A 23,992-nucleotide genomic window follows, 5' to 3' on the forward strand; every position below is an offset into this window, starting at 1 on the left:
CGGATTGTTGTATGATGACTGCTACGCAAAGCTGAGCATTGTCGGCGGACGCCGTCAGTGTTACCCCGCAAATCGTTCCACGAGATGAGTGCCGAACCGATGACAGACCGCCGCCTTTCCAACCGCACGGCGCAGGCATTGCCGGCCAAGGTCGCCGCGCCTCGATATGATCGTGGCGCAATCACGCCGGGCATCGTGCATCTGGGCGTCGGCGCCTTTCACCGCGCCCACCAGGCCGCTTATATCGATGAATGCCTGGCGGCCGGAGAAACGGACTGGGGCATATCAGGCGTGTCGCTGCGCAGCGCGGAAACGCGCGACGCGCTGGCGCCGCAGGACGGGCTCTACACCTTGGCTGTGCGCGGCAGCGGCGGCGAGAAGCTGCATGTCATCGGCTCGATCGGCTCGCTGCTGGTGGCGCCGGAAGACCCGGAAGCGGTGCTGGCGGTGCTGGCCGATCCGCGTACCCGCATCGTGACGCTGACGATCACCGAGAAAGCCTATTTGCGGGCGGCCGGCGGCGGATTGGACGCAGCGCATGCCGACATCGTCCACGACCTGGCCAATCCGCGAACACCGAAGACGGCGCATGGTTTTCTGACCGAAGCGCTCGCCCGGAGGCGGGGCGCTGGCACCCCGCCCTTTACCGTGCTTTGTTGCGATAACCTGCCGGCCAACGGCGCCACCTTGCACCGGCTGCTGATCGAATTCGCCACGCTGCGCGATGCAAGTGCCAGTTCGGCGGGCAATGCCGGAATGGCCGACCACATCGCCAGTCACGTCGCATTTCCCTCAAGCATGGTCGACCGCATTGTGCCAGCCACGATCGACGCCGACAGGGCACGGATAGCGGGCGAACTTGGTATTGAGGACGCCTGGCCCGTGATGACGGAACCCTTCCGCCAGTGGGTGATCGAGGACGATTTCCCCATGGGCCGTCCCACCTGGGAAAAATTCGGCGTCACCATGGTTGGGGATGTCGCTCCCTTCGAGGACATGAAGCTGAGGCTGCTCAACGGCGCGCATTCGGGCATCGCCTATCTCGGCCTGCTCTGCGGCCACGCGACGGTCGACAGTGCCTTCGCCGATCCGGCGATCCGGCGGTTCGTCGACGCGCTATGGCAAGAGGCCATAACAACATTGCCGGACGATGCCGGCCTCGACCCATCAGCCTATACCGCCGAGCTTGCCGAGCGTTTTTCGAACACGGCACTTGCCCACCGCACGGCGCAGATCGCCAATGACGGCAGCCAGAAACTGCCGCAGCGCATTATCGCCTCGGCTGTCGAGTGCCTCGAAGCCGGCAGCGAACTGGTCCATCTCACGCTGGTCGTAGCTGCCTGGATCGCCGCCTGTGCGGCGCGCGGAAAGACGTTGCCGGAAGGCCATTTCACCGATCCGCTCGATGCGCCGATGACCGCGCTTTTGGACCAGCAGCTGCCGGCGAACGAAACCGTGACGGCGGTGTTTGACATGGCCGGCTTCGCCCGGGATCACGCCGAGCGCCAGACGCTGATCGAACTCGTGGCCGTCCATCTCGTCCACCTGCGACGAGACGGCCCGACTTTGGCCTTCGCCGCGCTCGGCATAGAAGCCGAAGGACAGTAAGGCGCGGGCGGTTGAGAACCTTGATGTCGGCGCGCAACTCCAGCACCGCCGCCACACCCACTCTCACGCCATAATATCCCGACAAACAAAAAAGCGGGGCAAGGCCCCGCTTCAACCCGTTGTCCCGCGACGAGTTTCAGGCCGGCAGGATGGCGCCTTCCAGCGTGGTGAGTTGGCTAAGGAATTGTTCCGCCTTGCTGCGCGCCTGGTCGTCCTTGGCGTCGCCAGCATCTTCCTTGGCTTCCTGGATGCGGCGGGCGAGATCGGCGCGGTCGACGTCCTTCACCGCGACAGCGGATTCCGCCAGCAGCGTGCAGCCGGCCGGGACGATGTCGGCGAAGCCGCCGAACACGACATAGCGTTCTTCGCTGCCCGAGGCGCTCTTCACCGTGACGACACCCGGCTTGATCGTGGTCATGACCGGCGCGTGATGAGCCATGACGGTCATCTCGCCTTCGGCGCCTGGGATGACGACCGCCTCGACCTCGGCGGAAACCAGCAGGCGTTCCGGGGAAACCAGTTCGAACTTGAAAGCTTCAGCCATGTCAATTTAGTGAGTAGGGAATAGTGAGTAGGAAGTAGGGCGAGAGAACAACTATCCGACTCGCCCAGCTGCTATTCACTACTGACTACTGACTACTCCCTATTCGCTTTATTTACGCCGCTTCAGCCGCGAGGCGCTGTGCCTTCTCGACCGCTTCCTCGATGCCGCCGACCATGTAGAAGGCGGCTTCCGGCAGGTGGTCGTAATCGCCGTTGCAAAGGCCCTTGAAGCCCTTGATGGTGTCGGCGAGGTCGACCAGCTTGCCCGGCGCGCCGGTGAACACTTCGGCGACGAAGAACGGCTGCGACAGGAAGCGCTCGATCTTGCGGGCGCGGGCCACGGTCTGCTTGTCCTCTTCCGAGAGCTCGTCCATGCCCAGGATGGCGATGATGTCCTGCAGCGACTTGTAGCGCTGGAGGATCGACTGCACCTGGCGGGCGACGCCATAATGCTCGTCGCCGACGACCAGCGGATCGAGCATGCGCGAGGTCGAGTCCAGCGGATCGACGGCCGGATAGATGCCCTTCTCTGCGATCGAACGGTTGAGCGTCGTCGTCGCGTCAAGGTGAGCGAACGAGGTCGCCGGCGCCGGATCGGTCAAGTCGTCGGCCGGCACGTAGATCGCCTGCACCGAGGTGATCGAGCCCTTGGTGGTGGTGGTGATGCGTTCCTGCAGCGCGCCCATGTCGGTGGCGAGCGTCGGCTGGTAGCCCACGGCCGACGGGATGCGGCCGAGCAGAGCCGACACTTCGGAACCCGCCTGCGTGAAGCGGAAGATGTTGTCGACGAAGAACAGCACGTCCTGGCCCTGGTCGCGGAAATATTCGGCGACCGTCAGGCCGGTCAGGCCGACACGGGCGCGCGCGCCCGGCGGCTCGTTCATCTGGCCGTACACCAGCGCTGCCTTGGAGCCTTCACCGCCGCCCTTCTTGTTGACGCCGGATTCGATGAACTCGTGATAGAGATCGTTGCCTTCGCGGGTGCGCTCGCCGACGCCGGCGAACACCGAATAGCCGCCATGTGCCTTGGCGATGTTGTTGATCAGTTCCTGGATCAGCACGGTCTTGCCGACGCCGGCGCCGCCGAACAGGCCGATCTTGCCGCCCTTGGCGTAAGGCGCCAAGAGGTCGAGCACCTTGATGCCGGTGATCAGGATCTGGGCTTCCGTCGACTGCTCGACATAGGTCGGAGCCGGCTGATGGATCGAGCGCATTTCGATTGCGTCGACCGGGCCTTCTTCGTCGACCGGCTCGCCGATGACGTTGATGATGCGGCCGAGCATGCCCGGGCCGACCGGCACGGTGATCGGAGCGCCGGTGTCGCGCACTTCCTGGCCGCGCACCAGGCCTTCGGTGGAGTCCATGGCAATGCAGCGCACGGTGTTTTCACCCAGATGCTGGGCAACTTCGAGCACCAGGCGGTTGCCGACATTGGTCGTCTCGAGCGCGTTCAGGATCGCCGGCAGGTGATCGCCGAACTGCACGTCGACAACGGCGCCGATGACCTGGCGAACCTTGCCGACAACGCCGGTGGCTTTCGTGGCCATGGCCTGCGTCTTGGCGGCCACGGCCTTGGCCGGCGCCGCTGCTGCCTTGGCCGGAGCAGCCTTTGCCGCCGCTGCCGGAGCCCTGGCCGCTTTCACTGGGGCTGCTGCCTTGGGGGCTGCCGCCTTCGGAGTTGCCTTCTGGGGGGTCGCTGCTTTCGCCATCGTCTTTACCCTTTTCGTCCTTTGTTTCTCACGCGGTCCGGTTCGCGGGACAGTCACCCGCGGACCGCGCCTAGAGCGCCTCGGCGCCCGAAATGATTTCGATCAGTTCCTTGGTGATCTGCGCCTGCCGCTGGCGGTTGTAGGTGATCGATAGCTTGTTGATCATCTCGCCGGCGTTGCGCGTCGCATTGTCCATGGCGCTCATCTTGGCCCCCATTTCGCCGGCGGCGTTTTCGAGCAGCGCCCGGAAAACCTGCACGGAGATGTTGCGCGGGATGAGGTCGGAGAGGATTTCGCCCGGCTCCGGCTCATATTCATAGACGGCGCTGCCGCCATCCACCGCCGCGGCCGGAGCCGAAGCGGTGCTGGCCGGGATGATCTGCTGCGCGGTCGGGATCTGGCTGATCACCGACCTGAACTGCGAATAGAACAGCGTGCAGATGTCGAAGGCGCCCTCGTTGAAGAGATGGATGACCTTCTTGGCGATCGCATCGGCATTGACGAAGCCGAGCGTCTTGACCTCGCGCAGATCGACACGGTCGATGATCATAGATGCATAGTCGCGGCGCAGGATGTCGAAGCCCTTCTTGCCGACGCAGATGATCTTGACCTGCTTGCCGTCGGCCAGAAGCCGGCGGATGTGATCGCGGGCAAGACGGGCGATCTGCGAATTGAAGCCGCCGCACAGGCCGCGCTCGGCGGTGCAGACCACGAGCAGATGCACGGCGTCCTTGCCGGTGCCTGTCATCAGCGCCGGGGCATCGCCGCCACCGCCGATCGCCTGGGTGATGTTGGCCAGCACGGAACCCATGCGCTCCGAATAGGGGCGCGCCGCTTCCGCCGCCTCTTGCGCACGGCGCAGCTTCGCCGCGGCGACCATCTGCATCGCCTTGGTGATCTTCTGCGTCGCCTTGACCGAGGCGATACGGTTACGAAGGTCTTTTAATGAAGGCATGCTTCAAACCTGATCCCGTCTTGTCTCATCCGGACTGGCGCTTCGCTCAGGCGAAGGTCTTGGCGAAGGCGTCGATCTCGGCCTTGAGCTTGGCGCGCAGATCGTCCGAAAGCGCCTTTTCCTTGCGGATGGCGTCGAGAACGTCCTTGCCCGCCGCACGCATGTGGCTGAGCAGGCCGTGCTCGAACTTGCCGACCTGGTTGACCGGCAGCTTGTCGAGATAGCCGTTGACGCCGGCGAAAATCACCGCGACCTGCTCTTCCGTCTTCAGCGGCGAGAACTGCGGCTGCTTCAGGAGTTCGGTCAGGCGCGATCCGCGGTTGAGCAGGCGCTGCGTGGCGGCGTCGAGATCCGAGCCGAACTGCGCGAAGGCAGCCATTTCGCGGTACTGCGCGAGCTCGCCCTTGATCGAGCCGGCGACCTGCTTCATCGCCTTGATCTGCGCGGCCGAGCCGACGCGGCTGACCGACAGGCCGACGTTGACGGCCGGACGGATGCCCTGGAAGAACAGGTTGGTTTCGAGGAATATCTGGCCGTCGGTGATCGAGATCACGTTGGTCGGGATATAGGCCGACACGTCGTTGGCCTGCGTCTCGATGATCGGCAGGGCGGTCAGCGATCCGCCACCCAGATCGTCGTTGAGCTTGGCGGCGCGCTCGAGCAGGCGCGAGTGCAGGTAGAAGACGTCGCCGGGATAGGCTTCGCGGCCCGGCGGGCGGCGCAGCAACAGCGACATCTGGCGATAGGCGACAGCCTGCTTCGACAGATCGTCATAGCTGATCAGCGCATGCATGCCGTTGTCGCGGAAATATTCGCCCATGGTGCAGCCGGCGAACGGCGCCAGGAACTGCATCGGCGCCGGGTCGGAAGCGGTGGCGGCGATGATGATCGAGTATTCGAGCGCGCCGCGCTCTTCCAGAACCTTGACGAACTGCGCGACGGTCGAACGCTTCTGGCCGACGGCGACGTAGACGCAGTAGAGCTTTTCCTTTTCCGGGCCGTTGTCGTGCACCGACTTCTGGTTGAGCATCGTGTCGAGGATGATGGCGGTCTTGCCGGTCTGGCGGTCACCGATGACCAGCTCGCGCTGGCCGCGGCCGACCGGGATCAGCGCGTCGATGGCCTTGAGGCCGGTCGACATCGGCTCGTTGACCGATTTGCGCGGAATGATGCCCGGTGCCTTGACGTCGACACGCTTGCGTTCGGTCGCCTTGATCGGGCCCTTGCCGTCGATCGGGTTGCCGAGCGCGTCGACCACGCGGCCGAGCAGGCCGGGGCCGACGGGAACGTCGACGATGGCGCCGGTGCGCTTGACGATGTCGCCTTCCTTGATGTCGCGGTCGGCGCCGAAGATAACGACGCCGACATTGTCGGCTTCGAGGTTGAGCGCCATGCCGCGGATGCCGCCGGGGAATTCGACCATTTCGCCGGCCTGGACATTGTCGAGGCCATAGACGCGGGCGATACCGTCACCGACGGACAGCACCTGTCCGACTTCGGAGACCTCGGCCTCCTTGCCGAAATTCTTGATCTGGTCTTTCAGAATTGCGGAAATTTCCGCGGCGCGGATGTCCATCAGCCGACCTCTTTCAGTGCAAGCTTGAGCGAATTGAGTTTGGTTTTGAGCGACGTATCGATCTGGCGCGAGCCCATCTTGACCACCAGCCCGCCGAGCAGCGACGGATCGACGGTGACGGAAATGGTCACGTCCTTGCCGGCAACGCCCTTCAGCGCCGCCTTGAGTTCGGTCTGCTGGGCCGCGGTCAGCTCATGAGCCGACGTCACGTCGGCGGCGGCCTCGCCACGGTATTCAGCGGCGATCTGGCGGAATGCCTTGATCATGCCGGGCACCGCGAACAGGCGGCGGTTCTTGGCGACGACGCGCAGGAAATTGCCGGTCAGGCCGGTGATGCCGGCCTTGTCGGCGATCGCCCCGATGGCCTTGGCCTGGTCCTCGCTGGAGAATACCGGGCTGTTGATCAGCCGGGTCAGGTCGGCACTGCCCGCGAGCATGGCCTCGAAACTGGTGAGGTCGGCCTCGACCTTGGCCACGGAATTTGCCTGCGATGCCAGTTCGAACAGCGAACCGGCATAGCGTTCTGCGACACCTGAGATTGGCGATGACGATTGAGCCACGGACCGTCTTTTCTCTTGTCTGACAGGCCGCAGATTGTTGGCGCGAGCAAAAACTCTGGCTAAATCTTTGACCTTACTGCATTTTTTCAAGCACGGAGGCGCGGCTTCCGCTATCCCCGGCCGAAAGTCGATTGCCGTCTAGCACAGGCATTTTAAGACCGCAATGCGTCGTTCCGCATGGTTTTCAGGCACTATTGTCGCATCCGGCGAAAGATCAGCGTCCTGCGCGCCTGAATACCCCAGGATTCAGGGCACAAAGCCGAAGGCAAAGGCGAGCGGCAAGGCCGCGAGTGCCAATTCCACCACAATGGAAACCCAATTGAAAGGTGTATTGGCGCCATCCGACATCATCGACAGCAGCCGGCCGAATGCGGTGAACAGCCAAGAAAATCCGAGAGCCATGTAGACCAGGGGCTGCGCGAGCAGGATGCAGCACAGGCCGACTCCGAGATAGAAGCCCGACATGCGGCCGCGCCCCTCGGCGATCGCCGCCGCCTTCTCGGGTTTCGCCTGCAGGCGCAGGATACGGAACGCCAGCCCCGGCGCCAGGAAAAACAGAAGACCGAGCAGCACGGTGAAGACCGCGCTCGACCAGGCCAGCCATTCGCCCTGGCTCGTCGGCCATGGAAGCGCAAAATCCATCGTGTCCCCTCGAATTGCCTGTTTTGAAAAATCGCCGACATTCTAGCGAAGGAAAGAACCGGCGCCAGATGGCTTCAGCCACTTTAGGAGACGCGCATCAACCGAGTGCGAATTCCACCGCCGCCCCGGCATGGATGCGCGTCGTGTCGAAAATCGGGATGTCGAAATCATCCTGGCCGATGAGCATGGTGATCTCGGTGCAGCCCATGATCAGGCTGTCGGCGGCTTCGTCGCGGCGCAAGCGGTTTGCCTCGGCGACATAGGCCGCCTTCGAGGCTTCGGTGACGATGCCCTGACAGAGTTCCTCGTAGATGACGCGATGCACCATGTCGCGCCCGGCCGAATCCGGCACCACTGGCGACAGGCCATATTTGTCGGCAAGCCGGCCCTTGTAGAAGTCCTGCTCCATGGTGAACCGCGTTGCCAGCAGCGCCGGCCGCCGCAGGCCGGCCTGCCTGACCGTGGCCGCGGTGGCGTCGGCGATATGGATCAGCGGGATCGACACAGCCGCCTGCACCTGGTCGGCCAGTCTGTGCATGGTGTTGGTGCACAGAAGCAGGCCCTCCGCACCGCCGGCCTCAAGTTTGTGTGCGGCATCGATCAGCAGCGCACCGGCACCGTCCCAGTCGCCATCATGCTGCCGTTCGGCGATCTCGGCGAAATCGAACGACCAGAGCAGCAGCTTCGCCGAATGTAGACCGCCCAGCCGCTCGCGCACGATCTCGTTGAGCAGGCGGTAGTAGATGGCGGTCGATTCCCAGCTCATACCGCCGAGCAGGCCGAGGGTTTTCATGACGGGCTGTTCCTTTCCCGTACGATTTCTATATTATGACCCCATGAGACCACAAGGAGCTCGGCCATGAAGACAATGCAGGTACGAGAGGCCAAAGCAAGTTTCTCCGCGCTCGTGGAAGCTGCCGAAAACGGCGAGCCTACAATCATCACAAAGCATGGCAAACCTGCCGCGGCGGTTGTACCGATCGAAGAGGCCCGCAAGCTCTACCCGGATCGTAACGACGCCTTCATCGACTTCCTTCTCAAATATCCGGGCGGCATCGAGCTTGAAAGAGATCAATCGATCCTCAGGGATTTTGATTTTTGAACGGATATCTTCTCGACACGTCAGTGTTGTCGGTGTTCGCTCCCGATCGTGCTGCACTTCCGCCCGCTTTCCAGACTTGGCTGTCGCATACGGGGCGGCGCCACACTTGGTATATTCCGGCTATAGCAGCGGCTGAAGTCCAGAAGGGCGTTGCCAAGTTGAGGCGTGCCGGGGGCACTCAGCGAGCGGAACGACTGGAGCGCTGGCTGGACAGTCTGCTGGATGAATTTGATGAACGGCTCCTGCCGGTAGGCTCCGCCATCGCCAGACGGGCGGGAGAAATGGAAGATATGGCGATTGCTCTTGGGCGCAACCCAGGTCTTCCCGATATCCTGATCGCTGCTACCGCGCTTGTGCACGATTTGACGATCCTTACCGCGAACAACCGCCATTTCGACGCTCTGAAGGTCGCAAGTCTGAATCCGTTTGAGGCCGAACTCGGCGCCTAACGAGATGTTCAGCGAGCTTACAAAAAGCTCTGCGGGTCGACGTCCACCTGCACCCGAACCGAGCCGCGCTGTTTCGGCCCGTTGGCCAGCATGGCGCGGATGAAGCTCTGCATGTCGGCGCGCCGTTCGCCCTGGATCAGCAGGCGGAAGCGGTGGCGACCGCCGAGCAACGATAATGGCGCTTCCGCCGGCCCGAGCACGAACAGATCCGGCGCCTCCGGTGCGGAGCGGCGCAGGCCGCGTGCATGGCCTTCCGCTTCCGCCCGCGTCACCGCGCTGACGATGACGCCTGCCAGCCGGCCGAAGGGCGGCAAGGCAGCGCGTTCGCGCTCTGAAATCTCGCGCTGGTAGAAAGACTCGGCATTGCCGGAGACGATCGCCCGCATCACCGGATGGTCGGGCTGGAAGGTCTGCAGCAGGCCAAGGCTCTTCTTGCCGGTGCGGCCGGCACGGCCGGTCACCTGGCTGAGCAGCTGGAAGGTGCGCTCGGCGGCGCGCGGATCGCCATTGGCAAGGCCCAGATCGGCATCGACGACGCCGACCAGCGTCATGTTCGGGAAATTGTGACCCTTGGCGACCAGTTGCGTGCCGATGACGATATCGGCCTCGCCGTTGGCGATAGCCTCCAGTTCCAGCCGCAACCGTCGTACACCCCCCATTATATCCGACGACAGCACGATGGTACGCGCGTCCGGGAAATGCGTGACGACCTCTTCGGCGATGCGCTCGACCCCCGGCCCGCAAGCGACCAGGTGGTCGAGCGTGCCGCATTCGGGGCAGGCTTCCGGACGGCGCTCATTGTGACCGCAATGATGACACACCAACTGGCCGCGAAAGCGGTGCTCGACCAGCCAGGCCGAGCACACCGGGCAACCGAAGCGATGGCCGCAGACCCGGCACAGCGTCAGCGGCGCATAGCCGCGCCGGTTGAGGAACAGCAGCGACTGTTCCTGCTTCTCCAGCGTCTTGCGCATATGGTCGATCAGCACCGGCGACAGGAAGCCGCCACGGGCCGGCGGCGCGCGGCGCATGTCGATCGACTTGAGATCGGGAAGTGCCGCCTCGGCGAAGCGGGCGGAAAGAACAGCCCTGGCGTAGCGGCCCTGGCTTGCGTTGACCCGGCTTTCGACCGACGGCGTCGCCGACGCCAGCACCACCGGAAAGCCGCCAATATGCCCGCGCACGACAGCCATGTCGCGCGCATTGTAGAAGACGCGGTCTTCCTGCTTGTAGGCCGGGTCGTGCTCCTCGTCGACGACGATCAGGCCAAGTTCCTTGAACGGCAGGAACAGCGCCGAGCGTGCGCCGGCGACGACACGCACGCCCCCTTCCGCCACTTGCCGCCAGACTTTTTCGCGCATCCTGGGCGGCAGATCGGAATGCCATTCCCCCGGCTTGGCGCCGAAGCGCTGCTGGAAGCGTTCGAGGAAAGCATGCGTCAGCGCGATTTCCGGCAGCAGGATCAGCACCTGTTTTCCCTGATCGAGCGCGGCCGCCACCGCCTCGAAATAGACCTCCGTCTTGCCGGACCCGGTGACGCCGTCGAGCAGCGCGACATTGAACGCACCGGCCACGACATTGGCGCGCAGCATCGACGCGGCGTCGTTCTGGTCCGGCATCAGGTCCGGCACGGCATAGCTTGGGTCGGGTGCGGCCACCACCGGGCGCGGCGGGATCATCACCGTTTCGAACACGCCTTGCGCTTTCAGCCCCTCGATCACCGTCGACGACACGCCGGCGGCATGCGCCAGCCCCGAGCGCGTCCAGGCCAGCCCTCCTTCGGCCGTCTCCAGCACCCGCGTCCTCGCATCTGTCATCCGATCGGGCATGACGAGCGTCCGCTGCAGTCCTTCGATCCAGGGTTCGGGATCGAAAGCTTCCGGCGCACGCAGCAGCATTCGCGCCACCATGCCCGGAGCCGACAGCGTGTATTGCGCCACCCAGTCGACGAAGCGGCGCATGGCGCGATCGATCGGCGGACAGTCGAAAACCTGTTCGATCGGGCGCAATTTCCTGGCATCGACCTGCTCGACCACGCCGTCCCAGACGATGCCGGCGACCTGGCGCGGCCCGAGCGGCACGCGCACGATCGAGCCCGGCACCACCCGCATGCCGGCCGGCACGGCATAGGTGTAGGGGCGTTCAGCCGGCATCGGCACCAGCACCGGTGCGGCTGCGGCAAAGGGCGAATCTTCGATCATGAGGCGTGACCTTGCCCCGACTTTGCTCTAGATCAAAGGGCAACGCTGAACGTGCCTTGGCAGGCACCACGAAATCGTCAGGAGACCGCCATGAAATTTTTTGCCGACACAGCCGATATCAAGGAAATCCGTGAACTGATCGATCTGGGTTTGCTCGACGGCGTCACCACCAACCCGTCGCTGATCCTGAAATCGGGCGGCAAAATCGCCGAGGTCACCAAGCAGATCTGCGACATCGTCGAAGGCCCGGTTTCCGCGGAAGTCGTGGCGACCGAATACAAGCAGATGATGGCCGAGGCCGAGGTGCTGGCCAAGATCGCGCCGAATGTCGCCATCAAGGTGCCGTTGACGCTGGACGGATTGAAGGCCTGCAAGACGATCCGCACCGAGATGAACCGCATGGTCAACGTCACCTTGTGCTTCTCGGCCAACCAGGCGCTGCTCGCCGCCAAGGCAGGCGCCTCCTTCATCTCGCCCTTCGTCGGCCGCATCGACGATACCGGCTCTGACGGCATGGAAGTGATCCAGGAGATCCGTCAGATCTACGACAATTACGATTTCCAGACCGAGATCCTGACCGCCTCCGTGCGCACAGTGAACCACGTGAAGCAGGCGGCGCTCATCGGCGCCGATATCGTCACCGCGCCACCCGCGACCCTGAAGGCTCTGGTCAATCACCCGCTGACCGACAAGGGCCTTGCCGCCTTCCTCGCCGACTGGGCAAAGACCGGCCAGAAAATCGGCTGAGCGAGCTTATGCCCGATACGAAAAAAGGCCGGGCAACCGGCCTTTTTATGCGTTGCGGATCAAGAGGCCGATCGATCCGTGCCGTCATCCCCAGGGATGGTTACCGGTGGGCGCTTGCCCGCCATGATCTCGCGCTTGCCGACATGGTTCGGTGCGCCGACCAGACCCTCCTTCTCCATCCGCTCGACCAGTGAAGCGGCGCGGTTGTAGCCGATGCCAAGGCGGCGCTGGATGTAGGACGTCGAACATTTCTTGTCGCGCAACACCACCTTGACCGCCTCGTCATAGCTGGAATCGCCGTCCTCGGCGGCAACAGCTCCCTTGTCGAAGACCGCTCCCTGGTCGTCTTCCTCTTCCTCTTCATCCTCGTCGGCCGTTACGGTCTCCAGATATTCGGGGCGGCCCTGCGCCTTCAAATGCGCCACGACATGCTCGACCTCGGCGTCGGACACAAAGGGGCCGTGCACGCGGGCGATGCGCCCGCCGCCCATCATGTGCAGCATGTCGCCCTGGCCGAGCAGCTGCTCGGCACCCTGCTCGCCCAAAATGGTGCGGCTGTCGATCTTGGAGGTGACCTGGAAGGAGATGCGGGTCGGGAAGTTGGCCTTGATCGTGCCGGTGATGACGTCGACGGAAGGCCGCTGCGTTGCCATGATCAGGTGGATCCCGGCGGCGCGCGCCATCTGCGCCAGGCGCTGGATGGCGCCTTCGATCTCCTTGCCGGCGACCATCATCAGGTCGGCCATCTCGTCGACGATGACGACGATGTAGGGCATCGGCGCGAGGTCGATCTCCTGCTGTTCGAACAGCGGCTCGCCGGTGCCCTTCTCGAAGCCGGCCTGCACGGTCATGACGACCGTCTCGCCCTTGTCGCGGGCAGTGGCGGCGCGCTCATTGTAGCCGTCGATGTTGCGCACGCCGAGCCGCGCCATCTTGCGATAGCGGTCTTCCATCTCGCGCACCGCCCATTTGAGCGCGGTAACCGCCTTCTTGGGATCGGTGACGACGGGCGTCAGAAGGTGCGGGATACCGTCATAAACTGACAGCTCGAGCATCTTCGGGTCGACCATGATCAGCCGGCATTCTTCCGGCTTCAACCGGTAGAGCAGCGACAGAATCATGGTGTTGATGGCGACCGACTTGCCGGATCCGGTGGTGCCGGCGACGAGCAGATGCGGCATTTTCGCCAGCTCGGCGATGACAGGTTCGCCGCCGATCGTCTTGCCAAGGCAAAGCGCCAGCTTGCAGCTGGTCTTGCGGAAGCCCTGCGATTCGATCAGTTCACGGAAATAGACGGTCTCGCGTGTCTCGTTCGGCAGCTCGATGCCGATGACGTTGCGGCCGGGCACCACGGCGACGCGCGCCGAGACCGCCGACATGGAGCGGGCGATATCGTCGGCAAGACCAATCACGCGGGAGGATTTGACGCCCGGGGCCGGCTCGAACTCATAGAGGGTAACGACCGGGCCGGGGCGAACATGGATGATCTCGCCGCGCACGCCGAAATCCTCCAGCACGCTTTCCAGGAGATCGGCATTCTGCTCGAGCCGCTCCTGCGACATGTAGAAGCCCTGTCCTTCCGGCGGCTGCTGCAGCAGCTCCTCCGAGGGAAGCGCGTAGCCTTCGCCCGTCACCGGCTGCACAACCTTTCCGGCCATGGGCAGCGACGGCGAACGCACGGCGGGAACGGTTTCCTCCACGCGTTGCAAAAGTGGCGCCGGGGCGGCGCTGGCTGCGGCAGGCGCCGTCGCGGCCGTTGTCCGACCGAGCCGGGCGGCTCTGCCCGCCGGGACGGCCGGCTCGATCACCACCTTGTTGGAGTTGGCCGGAAAGACGTCCGGCAGGGCAGGTGGAACCTGGCCAGGAAGGCATTCGATGACACGGAACAAGGCGGTGACATCGGCCACCGCCGGTCCGGAGACATCGGCCCGCGCGGTGGCAACCGGCGGAGCCGGGACCGGTGCACGCGGGACCGGGCTGACTTGGCGGGCGGGCGTCACGTCGACTAGAAGCGGCGCCAGGCCCTCGAAGAAGGCGTGATCCGAAAGATAGGGCCGCCGCGCTTTTTCAGCGGGGGCTGCTCTGACCGGCGCGCCATTCCCCACAACGGGCGCCGGGCGCGTGGCCGCCCGTGCCGTTGCTGGCACCTTTAGAGCCGCCGGCGCAACGCCTTGCGCCGTCTCCCCGCTACGCGCCGGCTGAGCGGGCCCGGCCGCGGCCGGTGCCGGTCCGCGATGCATGACGGCCCCAGGACCGACCTCCTGCGTCGGGAGCGCCTGCCGTGCGTCCTGCTCGGCAACGTCGTCCTGCGGTTGGCGGTGCTTTGGCTCATAGTCCGGCGTGCGTGTAAAACGCACATTGGGTGCAAGGAAAAAATACTCTTGCCAGGCCGGGCTTTCGGTGTCGCCACCCTGCGGGAAAGAAGCGCCGGACTGGCGGACATCGACCTTGCCGCGCGGGCCGCCGGAACGCTCTCCTTGGGGGTCATCGGGCGCAGCTGTGTGCAACGAATTGATCCGAGAAAAACGCCTGGCTTCCATGCTCAAGACTCACTGTGAAACGACTGCCGAGCAATAGGGAGCGAGTGGTTAACAGTTGCTTCCCGTCAGCGTCGCTGGAGCGATCGAGACGCATCTTTCGCGGCGAAACGCTGGGCTGGAAAGCGGGGCGAACCTTGGTCACGGGAAAAACCCGCGGACAGCATTCACATGGCGCCAAAAGCCCAGCTGCCGGCGCGTTTCCGTCGCCCGGACACAGGATCGGGACATCGAGAATGAAAGAGGGCGTTCGGCCCTCTTTGAGACGGCGAACGCGCTAGCTGGCCGCCTTGCCGTGCCGGGCCAGATCCTGGGCGATCGACAGCTGCAGGGCTTCAGCCAGTTCGCGCGCGGCGCGGTTCTCGGCGTCGATCTGCGCCCGGTAGGAGGCAAACTCCTGACGCGGCCTGTCGAAGGACGAGGTGATCGCCCGCTTGCCGACGGCGATCACCGCGCCGGTTTTCACATCGGTCAGCGTGTAGCCCGCGGTCAACGTCACCGAACCGGCGGTCGGCTCGTCCTGATCGGTTCCATTCTGTACCAGCGCCGAGGATTCAACGCCTTCGCTCACGCCGAGGTCGAGGGAATAAAGCGGCGAGGCGGGCTCGCCTGCGCCGCGCCCGAACCCGAAGATCAGATTGTTACGCACCTGCTGGGCATAGCGCGTCCGGACCGGCTTGACGGCGATCGATGCCATCTCGGCATTGGCGGTCGAGCCCGTCGACAACGGCGCGCTCGAATAGAGCGGCCGCACCTGGCAGGCCGAAATGAGCGCCAGCGAGCCGACGAGGCCGGCAAGCGCGATGCGGCGCAGTAGACGGCCCAGCTCTGTCTTTTCCCGATCAGGCAACGACATTGACGATCCTCTGCGGCACGATGATCACCTTGCGCGGAGCCTTACCTTCAAGTGCTTTCTGCACGAAGTCGAGAGCCAAGACCGCTTTTTCGACCGCACCTTGGTCCGCGTCGCGGGCAATTGTCAAATCCCCCCGCTTCTTGCCGTTGACCTGCACCGGATAGGTGACTTCGTTGTCGACGACCAGTGCCGGATCGAAGACCGGCCACGGCCGTTCGGCCACCAGATCGATGCCGCCCAGCGTCTCCCAGCACTCTTCAGCCAGATGCGGCATCACGGGCGCGATCAGATGCACCATGATCTCAACCGCCTCGCGGCAGGCGCTTTTCAGCGCCGGAGCGGCCTTGCCTTCCGCCACTTCGTTGAGCGGGGCTGTCAACGCGTTGGCAAGTTCATAGATGCGAGCAATGGCGCGGTTGAAGGCGAGCTTCTCGATGTCTTCGCCAACCGCCTTCAGGATCTTGTGCGCGGCCTTGGAAACCGCCCCGGCCTCGCCATCATTGGCCGCCTCGGGCGCAACCCCTGCCAGCGTCTCGGCCGCCGTCGACACCAACCGCCAGATGCGCTGCATGAAGCGATGCGCGCCGGCGGCACCGTCGTCGGTCCACTCGACATCGCGCTCGGGCGGCGAATCCGACAGCATGAACCAGCGCGCCGTGTCGGCGCCGTAGCCATCGGTGATGTCTTCCGGGCTCACCGTGTTCTTCTTCGACTTCGACATCTTCTCGAGCGGGCCGATGGTGACCGCCTCGCCGGTGGCGACGTCGATGGCGCGGCGCTTGCCGTCGACGTCATCCAGACGAACCTCGGTGGGCGCCAGCCAGCGCCCATTCGACGCCGAGCCGACACGGTAGGTTTCGTGAACCACCATGCCTTGCGTGAACAGGCCCTTGAACGGCTCGGCCAGGGCAACATGGCCGGTCTCGCGCATGGCGCGGGTGAAGAAGCGCGAATAGAGCAGATGCAGGATCGCATGCTCGATGCCGCCGATATATTGGTCGACCGCCAGCCACTCGTTCGCTGCCTTGGGATCGGTCGGCTCATGCGCCCAGGGCGCGGTGAAGCGGGCGAAATACCAGGACGAATCGACGAACGTGTCCATCGTGTCGGTTTCGCGCCGCGCGTCCTTGCCGCATTGCGGGCACTTCACATGCCGCCAGGTCGAGTGACGGTCGAGCGGATTGCCTGGCCGGTCGAAATCGACATCGTCGGGCAGCTTGACCGGCAGATCGGCCTTCGGCACCGGCACCACACCGCAATCCTCGCAATGGATCATCGGGATCGGGCAGCCCCAGTAGCGCTGGCGCGAAATGCCCCAGTCGCGCAGGCGGAAATTCACCTTGCGCTCGGCCATTGGCCGGTTGCCGATGGTCTTTTGCTCCAGCAGCCCGGCGACTTCGTCGAAAGCGCTGTCCGGCGCCATGCCGTCGAGGAACCGCGAATTGATCATCGCGCCTTCGTCGACATAGGCCTCGTCGACGATCTGGAACGTCTTGGCATCGGCGCCATCAGGCATCACCACAGGCACCACCGGCAGGCCGTATTTGTTGGCGAAGTCGAGGTCGCGCTGGTCATGCGCCGGACAGCCGAAGATGGCGCCGGTGCCGTACTCCATCAGCACGAAATTGGCGACGTAGACAGGCAGCGTCCAGCTGTCGTCGAAGGGATGGACGACGCGGATGCCGGTGTCGAAGCCCTTCTTCTCGGCCGTCTCGAGCGCCGCCACCGAAGTGCCCATATGGCGCACTTCGTCGATGAACTTCGCCAGGGCCGGATTGGTCGCCGCGGCCTTCTTGGCCAGCGGATGATCGGCGGCGATTGCCATGAAGGAGGCGCCGAAAATGGTGTCCGGCCTTGTCGTGTAGACTTCCAGCTCATGCTCGCCGGCGATTTCCGAGGCCAGCGGCCAGCGAATCAGCAGGCCTTCCGAACGGCCGATCCAGTTCTGCTGCATCAGCTTCACTTTTTCGGGCCACTCGTCGAGACCGTCCAATGAATCCAACAAATCCTGGGCAAAGTCGGTGATCTTGAAGAACCATTGCGTCAGCTCGCGCTGTTCAACCAGCGCGCCGGAGCGCCAGCCGCGCCCGTCGATGACCTGCTCGTTGGCGAGCACCGTCATGTCCTCCGGATCCCAGTTGACCTTGGAGGATTTGCGCGTCACCAGCCCCTTCTCGACGAAGTCGAGGAACAGCATCTGCTGGCGGTGGTAGTAATCGACGTCGCAGGTGGCGAATTCGCGCGCCCAGTCCAGCGACAGGCCCATTACCTTGAGCTGCTCGCGCATGGCGGCGATGTTCTGGTAGGTCCATTCCTTGGGATGCACCTTGTTCTGCATCGCGGCGTTCTCAGCCGGCATGCCGAAGGCATCCCAGCCCATCGGATGCAGCACGTTGAAACCCTTGGCGCGCTTGTAGCGGGCCACCACGTCGCCCATCGTGTAATTGCGGGTATGGCCGATATGGATGCGCCCCGACGGATAGGGGAACATTTCCAGCACGTAGTATTTCGGACGCGGATCGTCATTGTGCGCTTCGAAAAGCTTCTTCTCGGCCCAGGCCTTCTGCCATTTGGGTTCTGACGCGCGCGGGTTATATCGTTCGGTTGCCATGGGACGTTTTTCACTTAAAAGCATACGGACTGCGAGCAAGAGCCCGGCAGTTCATAAAATGTGGTCCGGGTGTTCACCATGGTTTGGCAAACCCGTCAACCATATGGGCATCGCGGCTGACAAAAACGCGGGTCAAAACAGCGGGATTTGCATATGGGCGACACCGTTCAGCAGTTTTTCGCGGTCAAGGCGAAGATCGCCGCCGCCGAGCGGGAGGCCGGCCGTAAAGCCGGCGCGGTGACGCTGGTGGCAGTCTCCAAGACCTTCGACGCCGCCGACATAGGCCCGGTCATCGAGGCCGGCCAGCGCGTCTTCGGCGAAAACCGCGTGCAGGAAGCGCAAGGCAAATGGCCTGGCCTGAAGGAAGCTTTCCCCGACATCGAACTGCACCTGATCGGTCCGCTGCAGTCGAACAAGGCGAGGGAAGCGGTAGCGCTGTTCGAGGTCATCGAGACGGTCGACCGCGACAAGATCGCCGCGGAGCTCGCCAAGGAAATTGTCCGGCAAGGCCGCGCGCCAAAACTCTATGTCCAGGTGAACACCGGTTCCGAACCGCAGAAAGCCGGGATCGAACCGAGCGAGGCGGTCGCCTTCGTCAGACGCTGCCGGGAAGTGCACGGCCTCGGCATCGAAGGCCTGATGTGCATCCCGCCGGCGGACGAGAACCCCGGCCCCCACTTCGCCTTGTTGGAGAAACTCGGCAAGGAAGCCGGGGTCGCCAAACTGTCGATGGGCATGTCCGGCGACTACGAGACCGCGATCGCCTTTGGCGCCACCAGCGTCAGGGTCGGTTCGGCGATTTTTGGAAGCCGGTAGTCCGAATTTCCAGCTTGCTGCGCATATCGCTGGGCTAATCCACAAGCACCATTATACCAGCGCTTGAAACGAAACGTTTCGTTCCTATTTACTTGATGTCACCGCACATCCTCCTGGAGTCTCACGATGCGTTACAATCAGCTTGGAAACACGGGGCTATTCGTCTCCGAACTTTGCCTCGGCACCATGACCTTCGGCGCCGCCGGCCAGAACGCCCAATGGGGCCTGATCGCCAGCCTCGACCAGAAGGGCGTCAACGAGATCGTCGGCCGCTCGATCGCCGCCGGCGTCAACTTCTTCGACACGGCCGACGTCTATTCCGTCGGCGAGTCCGAACGCCTGCTTGGTCAGTCGCTTAGGGATCTCGGTGTTGCCGGGTCAAACGTGGTCATCGCCACCAAGGTCCACGGCGCCATGGGTGAGGGACCAAACCAGCGCGGCTCCTCGCGCGGCCATATCATGGATTCGGTCGACGCCAGCTTGGAGCGGCTGCAGCTCGACCATATCGATCTCTATCAGTTGCACGGCACCGATGCGGTGACGCCGATCGACGAGACGCTGCGGGCACTTGATGATCTCGTCTCCAGCGGCAAGGTCCGCTATGTCGGTGTCTCCAACTGGCAGGCTTGGCGCATCGCCAAGGCGCTCGGCATCGCCGACCGCAAGGGGTTTGCCCGCTTCGAAACCATCCAGTCCTATTATTCGATCGCCGGTCGCGACCTCGAACGCGAGATCGTGCCGCTGATCAACGAGGAGAAGCTCGGCCTGATGGTGTGGTCGCCGATGGCTGGCGGGCTGCTGTCCGGCAAATACGGGCCCGGCGCGCCGGGCAACGGCGAGGGCCGCCGCGCGTCCTTCAACTTCCCGCCGGTCAACGAGGACCGCGCCTGGGCGGCGGTCGCCGTCATGCGGGAGGTCGCCGAGAAGCATGATGTCGGCGTCGCGACCGTGGCGCTCGGCTATGTCCTGGCCAAGCCTTTCGTGATGAGCGTGATCATCGGCGCCAGCCGCATGGACCAGCTCGAGCAGAACCTTGCCGCCACCAGCCTCAAGCTCGATGCCGACGATCTCGCCAGGCTTGACGAAGTGAGCGCACTACCCGCCGAATATCCCGGCTGGATGGTCGAACGCCAGGGCGCCGGCCGTCGTCCGGGGCCTTTCGTGCCGAAGGCATAGCGCGTACCGCTGGCAAGTCGGTCCTTCAACGCCGCGCGTCTCATCGACGCGCGGCGTTGATTACAGCCGAACGGTCTCGGCAAGAAAGTCGAGAAAGGCCCGCACACGTGCCGGCAGGTGTTTGCCCTGGCCGACATAGACGGCATGCGTCGGCTCTTCGTCGCCGGGGTTGAAATCTTCCAGCAGCGGCACCAGCCGGCCGGCGGCAATGTCGGGTTCGACATGCCAGCGCGCCAGTCGGGCGATGCCGGCCCCGGCGACGGTCGTTTGGCGCATCGCCTCGCCATCGGTCAATGCCAGGTTTCCGACAACCGGGGTGATCACCGGCGCGCCTGCCGTATCGATAAAAGGCCAGCCGTCGATATGCCGCGCGAAACTGAAGGCGAGCATGTTGTGACGCCCGAGATCGGACAGCGTGCGCGGCGTGCCATGTGCTTCGAGATAGGAAGGTGCCGCGACCACCACCATTCGGCTTTGACCGAGCTTGCGCGCCACCAGCCTCGATTCGCGCAGCGGCCCGGCGCGGATCGCGACATCGGCCCGCTCTTCCAGCAGGTCGATCACGCTGTCGGTCAGCACAGCCTCGACGAAAATTTCGGGATAGCGCTCCAGAAAGCGCGGCAGCAGTTCCATCAGCCGGTGTTGGCCGAACGGCACGTAGCTGTTAACTCTCAGCCTGCCGCGCGGCGCGGCTCCTGCCGCCGCTTCACGCTCGGCCTTATCCATGTCGGCGAGCACGCGCACGCCGCTGTCGTAGAACGCCGTCCCTTCCGGCGTGAGCTGGAGCTTGCGCGTCGAGCGGCTGACAAGCCGCGCCCCAAGCCGGGTTTCGAGCCGTGCTATCAGCTTGCTCACCGCCGATGGCGTCATCCGCAGCCGCCGCGCCGCGGCCGAAAAACTACCCGCCTCGACGACGCGCACGAAGACTTCGATCTCGCCGGAACGGTTGATGTCGGGCCTGGCCATCTGTGAATCTATTTCACAAGAAGTATGCCTTGGGCAAGTCTGGTTCACAACATCGCGGATCATGATCTTCAGGGCCGGGGCGCGGACTGAGCGTCCTTCGCCGACAGATGGGACCATCGCCATGCCTCTTGCTCTTTATGCCCTCGCCGCCGGTGCATTTGGCATCGGTGTTACCGAATTCGTCATCATGGGCCTGCTTATCGATGTCAGCAAAGACCTCGGCGTGTCGATCTCCGCCGCCGGCCAATTGATCTCTGCCTATGCGCTCGGTGTCGTCATCGGTGCACCCTTGTTGACCATTGCCACGGGCAACTGGCCGCGCAAAACCGTGCTGCTGGCGCTGATGGCGATCTTCACGATTGGCAACCTCGCCTGTGCGCTGGCGCCCGATTACTGGACGCTGATGGGTGCCCGCATCATCACCGCCTTCGCCCACGGCACCTTCTTTGGCGTCGGCTCGGTCGTCGCCACTGGTCTGGTCGCGCCCAACAGGAAGGCTTCGGCGATCGCGCTGATGTTCACCGGCCTGACCATCGCCAACATCCTAGGCGTGCCCTTCGGCACCTGGCTCGGCCAGGCCTTTGGCTGGCGTGCGACCTTCTGGGCGGTGACCGCCGTCGGCCTCGCGGCCTTCGCCGTCATCCTGGCCCTGGTGCCGCGCGGCCAGGCAGCGCCCGAGAAGAGCGATCTGCGCGCCGATCTCGCCGTGCTGCGCCGCACGCCTGTCCTGCTCGGCCTCGCCACCACGGTGCTTGGCTATGCCGGCGTCTTCGCCGTCTTCACCTACATCGCTCCGTTGCTCACCGAGATCAGTGGCTTCAGCGAAGCCGCTGTATCGCCGATCTTGCTCGTCTTTGGCGGCGGTCTCATCGCCGGCAATCTCGCCGGCGGCAAGGTCGCCGATCGCTGGCTGGTGCCGGCGGTGCTCGGCAGCCTCATGGTGCTGGCGCTGGTGCTTGCCACGATGAGCTTCGCCATCCACAGCCAGGTCATGGCCGTGATCTATGTCGGCCTGCTCGGCGCCGCTGCCTTCGCGACAGTGGCGCCGCTGCAGATGTGGGTGCTGGAAAAGGCACAAGGCGCCGGCCAGAGCCTGGCCTCATCGTTCAACATCGCCGCCTTCAATCTCGGCAATGCGGCCGGCGCCTGGCTTGGCGGCGCGGTCATCGCCTATGGCCTTGGACTGGGTTCGCTCACCTGGGTCGCCGCCCTGCTGCCGCTCGCGGCGCTCGCCGTGGCCGGACTGGCGCTCCGCCTTGATGGTGGCACCACATCAGGTGCGCCTGTCTCCGTCCGGTCGTGACGCCAGCCGACACCCGAATCCTCTCGACCTCTTCACAAACCACCAGGAGCAAGAAAATGGACTATCGACGTCTCGGCGCATCGGGCCTGAAAGTCCCGGCGCTTTCATTCGGCGCGGGCACGTTCGGTGGCTCCGGCCCGCTGTTCGGCGCCTGGGGCAACAGCGATGCGCAGGAAGCGCGGCGGCTGATCGACATCTGTCTCGAGGCCGGCGTCAACCTGTTCGACACGGCGGACGTCTATTCGAACGGCGCCTCGGAGGAGGTGCTCGGCGAAGCGATCAAGGGCCGTCGCGATGCGGTACTAATCTCGACCAAGACAGCGCTGCCGATGGGCGACGGGCCGGGCGACTACGGCTCCTCGCGCTCGCGGTTGATCAAGTCGGTCGACGCCGCGCTGAAGCGCCTCGGCACCGACTATATCGACCTTCTACAACTGCACGCCTTCGATGCCGGCACGCCGATCGATGAGGTGCTGTCGACGCTGGATGACCTCGTTGGCTCGGGCAAGCTGCGCTATGTCGGCGCCTCCAACTTCTCCGGCTGGCAAGTGATGAAGTCGCTCGGCTTGGCGGAGAAGCACGGCTATCCCCGCTATGCCGCGCATCAGGTCTACTATTCGCTGCTCGGCCGCGACTACGAATGGGAGCTGATGCCGCTCGGCCTCGACCAGGGCGTCGGCGCGCTGGTGTGGAGCCCGCTCGGCTGGGGCCGCCTGACCGGCAAGATCCGCCGTGGCCAGCCCCTGCCGGAAAAGAGCCGGCTGCACGAGACGGCTGATTTCGGTCCGCCGGTCGAGGATGAGCATCTCTACCGGGTCATGGATGAGCTCGACGCGGTGGCGCAGGAAACCGGCAAGACCGTGCCGCAGATCGCCATCAACTGGCTGCTGCAGCGCCCGACCGTTTCCTCCGTCATCATCGGCGCCCGCAATGAAGAGCAGCTGCGCCAGAACCTCGGCGCCGTCGGCTGGACGCTAACGCCGGAGCAGGTGAAGAAACTCGATGCCGCAAGCGAAGTCACCGCGCCCTACCCGTACTTCCCCTATCGCCGCCAGGAGGGCTTCGCCCGGCTGAACCCGCCGGCGGTTTGAGCCGCGCTGGCGTTGAAGCTGCCAATCTCCCCCCTTGCGGGGGAGATGTCCGGCAGGACAGAGAGGGGTGTGAAGGAACGCGGCGTTGACTAGAACCAGTAGCGGCGAACGGCCTCATGGATAATTGCTGAGATGTCGGCGGGACAGCCCCCCTCTGCCCTGCCGGGCATCTCCCCCGCAAGGGGGGAGATCAGCTGTATCACCGCTCAATGCAGCACGAACTCCCCATCCACCTTGCGCCATTCATTCGGCGCGATCAGCTTCTGGTGCGTGTAGACCACCGAATGCAGTGGCCCGTCGAGCTTGGCTTTCCAGAATTCGATGAACCGGATCAGCACCGGAAACCTCGGAGCGATGTCGTAGTCCTGCCAGACGAAGCTCTGCAGGAGATGCGGGTGGTCGGGGAAATGATAAAGAATCTTGGCCGTGGTCAGGCCGTAGCCTTTGAGCATCAGGTCCATTTCAAGATGGTCGTGCATTATGGTCCCCTTGGGTGGTCCCCTGGTTGATTCTCCTTTCCTCCCAGCTGCCAATTGTGCGCGCC

General features: G+C 64.2%; 21 protein-coding genes. 8 read left to right on the top strand and 13 right to left on the bottom strand.

The annotated features are described in order from the left end of the window. The first annotated feature begins 99 nt into the window (after positions 1–99). A complete protein-coding gene (locus LB554_RS19435) occupies positions 100–1,608 on the top strand; it encodes a mannitol dehydrogenase family protein (RefSeq protein WP_224586302.1) in 1,509 nt (502 codons plus the stop codon). A gap of 136 nt (positions 1,609–1,744) precedes the next feature. Here the strand turns inward: LB554_RS19435 and LB554_RS19440 are convergent, their stop codons facing one another. The 7 genes from LB554_RS19440 to LB554_RS19470 all read right to left on the bottom strand — a co-directional run bounded on the left by LB554_RS19440 (position 1,745) and on the right by LB554_RS19470 (position 8,386). Beyond that, entirely contained in the window at positions 1,745–2,152 is a 408-nt protein-coding gene (locus LB554_RS19440; RefSeq protein WP_224586304.1) for a F0F1 ATP synthase subunit epsilon, read from the bottom strand. Between the two features lie 112 nt (positions 2,153–2,264). Further along, on the bottom strand, positions 2,265–3,860 hold the full coding sequence (atpD, locus tag LB554_RS19445) for a F0F1 ATP synthase subunit beta (RefSeq protein ID WP_015315173.1): 1,596 nt from the start codon (positions 3,858–3,860) through the stop codon (positions 2,265–2,267). Between the two features lie 70 nt (positions 3,861–3,930). Further along, positions 3,931–4,815, bottom strand: a complete 885-nt coding sequence (locus tag LB554_RS19450; RefSeq protein ID WP_140662549.1) for a F0F1 ATP synthase subunit gamma — start codon at positions 4,813–4,815, stop codon at positions 3,931–3,933. A gap of 46 nt (positions 4,816–4,861) precedes the next feature. Continuing rightward, positions 4,862–6,391, bottom strand: a complete 1,530-nt coding sequence (gene atpA, locus LB554_RS19455) for a F0F1 ATP synthase subunit alpha (protein ID WP_015315171.1) — start codon at positions 6,389–6,391, stop codon at positions 4,862–4,864. Next, on the bottom strand, positions 6,391–6,951 hold the full coding sequence (locus tag LB554_RS19460) for a F0F1 ATP synthase subunit delta (RefSeq protein WP_224586305.1): 561 nt from the start codon (positions 6,949–6,951) through the stop codon (positions 6,391–6,393). Before LB554_RS19460 ends, atpA begins: the two co-directional genes overlap by 1 nt. Before the next feature lie 246 nt (positions 6,952–7,197). After that, positions 7,198–7,593 (bottom strand): DUF4345 family protein, encoded by a 396-nt coding sequence (locus LB554_RS19465; protein WP_127275645.1) that lies wholly within the window; start codon positions 7,591–7,593, stop codon positions 7,198–7,200. A gap of 97 nt (positions 7,594–7,690) precedes the next feature. Next, a complete protein-coding gene (locus tag LB554_RS19470) occupies positions 7,691–8,386 on the bottom strand; it encodes an aspartate/glutamate racemase family protein (protein ID WP_224586307.1) in 696 nt (231 codons plus the stop codon). Positions 8,387–8,452: 66 nt separating this feature from the next. On the opposite strand from LB554_RS19470, the gene LB554_RS19475 reads away from it, so the two are divergent. Together LB554_RS19475 and LB554_RS19480 are read left to right on the top strand one after the other, a co-directional pair. Continuing rightward, complete coding sequence (locus tag LB554_RS19475) at positions 8,453–8,695, top strand: type II toxin-antitoxin system Phd/YefM family antitoxin (RefSeq protein WP_015315167.1); 243 nt, start codon at positions 8,453–8,455, stop codon at positions 8,693–8,695. Beyond that, positions 8,692–9,144: a type II toxin-antitoxin system VapC family toxin gene (locus LB554_RS19480; protein ID WP_015315166.1), complete on the top strand. Its 453-nt coding sequence runs from the start codon at positions 8,692–8,694 to the stop codon at positions 9,142–9,144. The genes LB554_RS19475 and LB554_RS19480 overlap by 4 nt, the downstream gene beginning before the upstream one ends. A gap of 17 nt (positions 9,145–9,161) precedes the next feature. Here the strand turns inward: LB554_RS19480 and LB554_RS19485 are convergent, their stop codons facing one another. Further along, positions 9,162–11,345, bottom strand: coding sequence for a primosomal protein N' (locus LB554_RS19485; protein ID WP_224586309.1), 2,184 nt, complete (start codon positions 11,343–11,345; stop codon positions 9,162–9,164). Positions 11,346–11,435: 90 nt separating this feature from the next. On the opposite strand from LB554_RS19485, the gene fsa reads away from it, so the two are divergent. Continuing rightward, positions 11,436–12,092 (top strand): fructose-6-phosphate aldolase, encoded by a 657-nt coding sequence (gene fsa / locus LB554_RS19490; RefSeq protein ID WP_015315164.1) that lies wholly within the window; start codon positions 11,436–11,438, stop codon positions 12,090–12,092. Between the two features lie 59 nt (positions 12,093–12,151). On the opposite strand, the gene LB554_RS19495 is transcribed toward fsa, so the two are convergent. From LB554_RS19495 to leuS, 3 genes are all read right to left on the bottom strand, one after another. Next, positions 12,152–14,632 carry a DNA translocase FtsK gene (locus tag LB554_RS19495; RefSeq protein ID WP_224586311.1) on the bottom strand — a complete coding sequence of 827 codons (2,481 nt, stop codon included), beginning with the start codon at positions 14,630–14,632 and terminating at the stop codon, positions 12,152–12,154. A gap of 274 nt (positions 14,633–14,906) precedes the next feature. Continuing rightward, positions 14,907–15,485 carry an LPS assembly lipoprotein LptE gene (locus tag LB554_RS19500; RefSeq protein ID WP_015315162.1) on the bottom strand — a complete coding sequence of 193 codons (579 nt, stop codon included), beginning with the start codon at positions 15,483–15,485 and terminating at the stop codon, positions 14,907–14,909. Continuing rightward, entirely contained in the window at positions 15,472–18,096 is a 2,625-nt protein-coding gene (leuS, locus tag LB554_RS19505; protein ID WP_224586314.1) for a leucine--tRNA ligase, read from the bottom strand. The genes LB554_RS19500 and leuS overlap by 14 nt, the downstream gene beginning before the upstream one ends. 153 nt (positions 18,097–18,249) lie before the next feature. Here leuS and LB554_RS19510 point away from each other — a divergent pair, with 153 nt between their 5' ends. Both LB554_RS19510 and LB554_RS19515 read left to right on the top strand, forming a co-directional pair. Further along, positions 18,250–18,912 (top strand): YggS family pyridoxal phosphate-dependent enzyme, encoded by a 663-nt coding sequence (locus LB554_RS19510; protein ID WP_224586315.1) that lies wholly within the window; start codon positions 18,250–18,252, stop codon positions 18,910–18,912. 126 nt (positions 18,913–19,038) lie between these two features. Then, entirely contained in the window at positions 19,039–20,088 is a 1,050-nt protein-coding gene (locus LB554_RS19515; protein WP_224586317.1) for an aldo/keto reductase, read from the top strand. A gap of 60 nt (positions 20,089–20,148) precedes the next feature. Here LB554_RS19515 and LB554_RS19520 read toward each other — a convergent pair whose 3' ends face one another. Next, positions 20,149–21,054, bottom strand: a complete 906-nt coding sequence (locus tag LB554_RS19520; protein WP_140616571.1) for a LysR family transcriptional regulator — start codon at positions 21,052–21,054, stop codon at positions 20,149–20,151. Between the two features lie 121 nt (positions 21,055–21,175). On the opposite strand from LB554_RS19520, the gene LB554_RS19525 reads away from it, so the two are divergent. Continuing rightward, positions 21,176–22,357 (top strand): MFS transporter, encoded by a 1,182-nt coding sequence (locus LB554_RS19525; protein ID WP_224586319.1) that lies wholly within the window; start codon positions 21,176–21,178, stop codon positions 22,355–22,357. A 56-nt stretch (positions 22,358–22,413) separates the two neighbouring features. After that, entirely contained in the window at positions 22,414–23,448 is a 1,035-nt protein-coding gene (locus LB554_RS19530; RefSeq protein WP_224586321.1) for an aldo/keto reductase, read from the top strand. A gap of 206 nt (positions 23,449–23,654) precedes the next feature. On the opposite strand, the gene LB554_RS19535 is transcribed toward LB554_RS19530, so the two are convergent. Next, complete coding sequence (locus tag LB554_RS19535; RefSeq protein WP_140616568.1) at positions 23,655–23,927, bottom strand: usg protein; 273 nt, start codon at positions 23,925–23,927, stop codon at positions 23,655–23,657. Positions 23,928–23,992 lie beyond the last annotated feature (65 nt).

The sequence above is a fragment of the Mesorhizobium sp. CO1-1-11 genome (genome assembly GCF_020164995.1).
In the GTDB taxonomy this organism is placed as follows: Bacteria; Pseudomonadota; Alphaproteobacteria; order Rhizobiales; family Rhizobiaceae; genus Mesorhizobium; species Mesorhizobium australicum.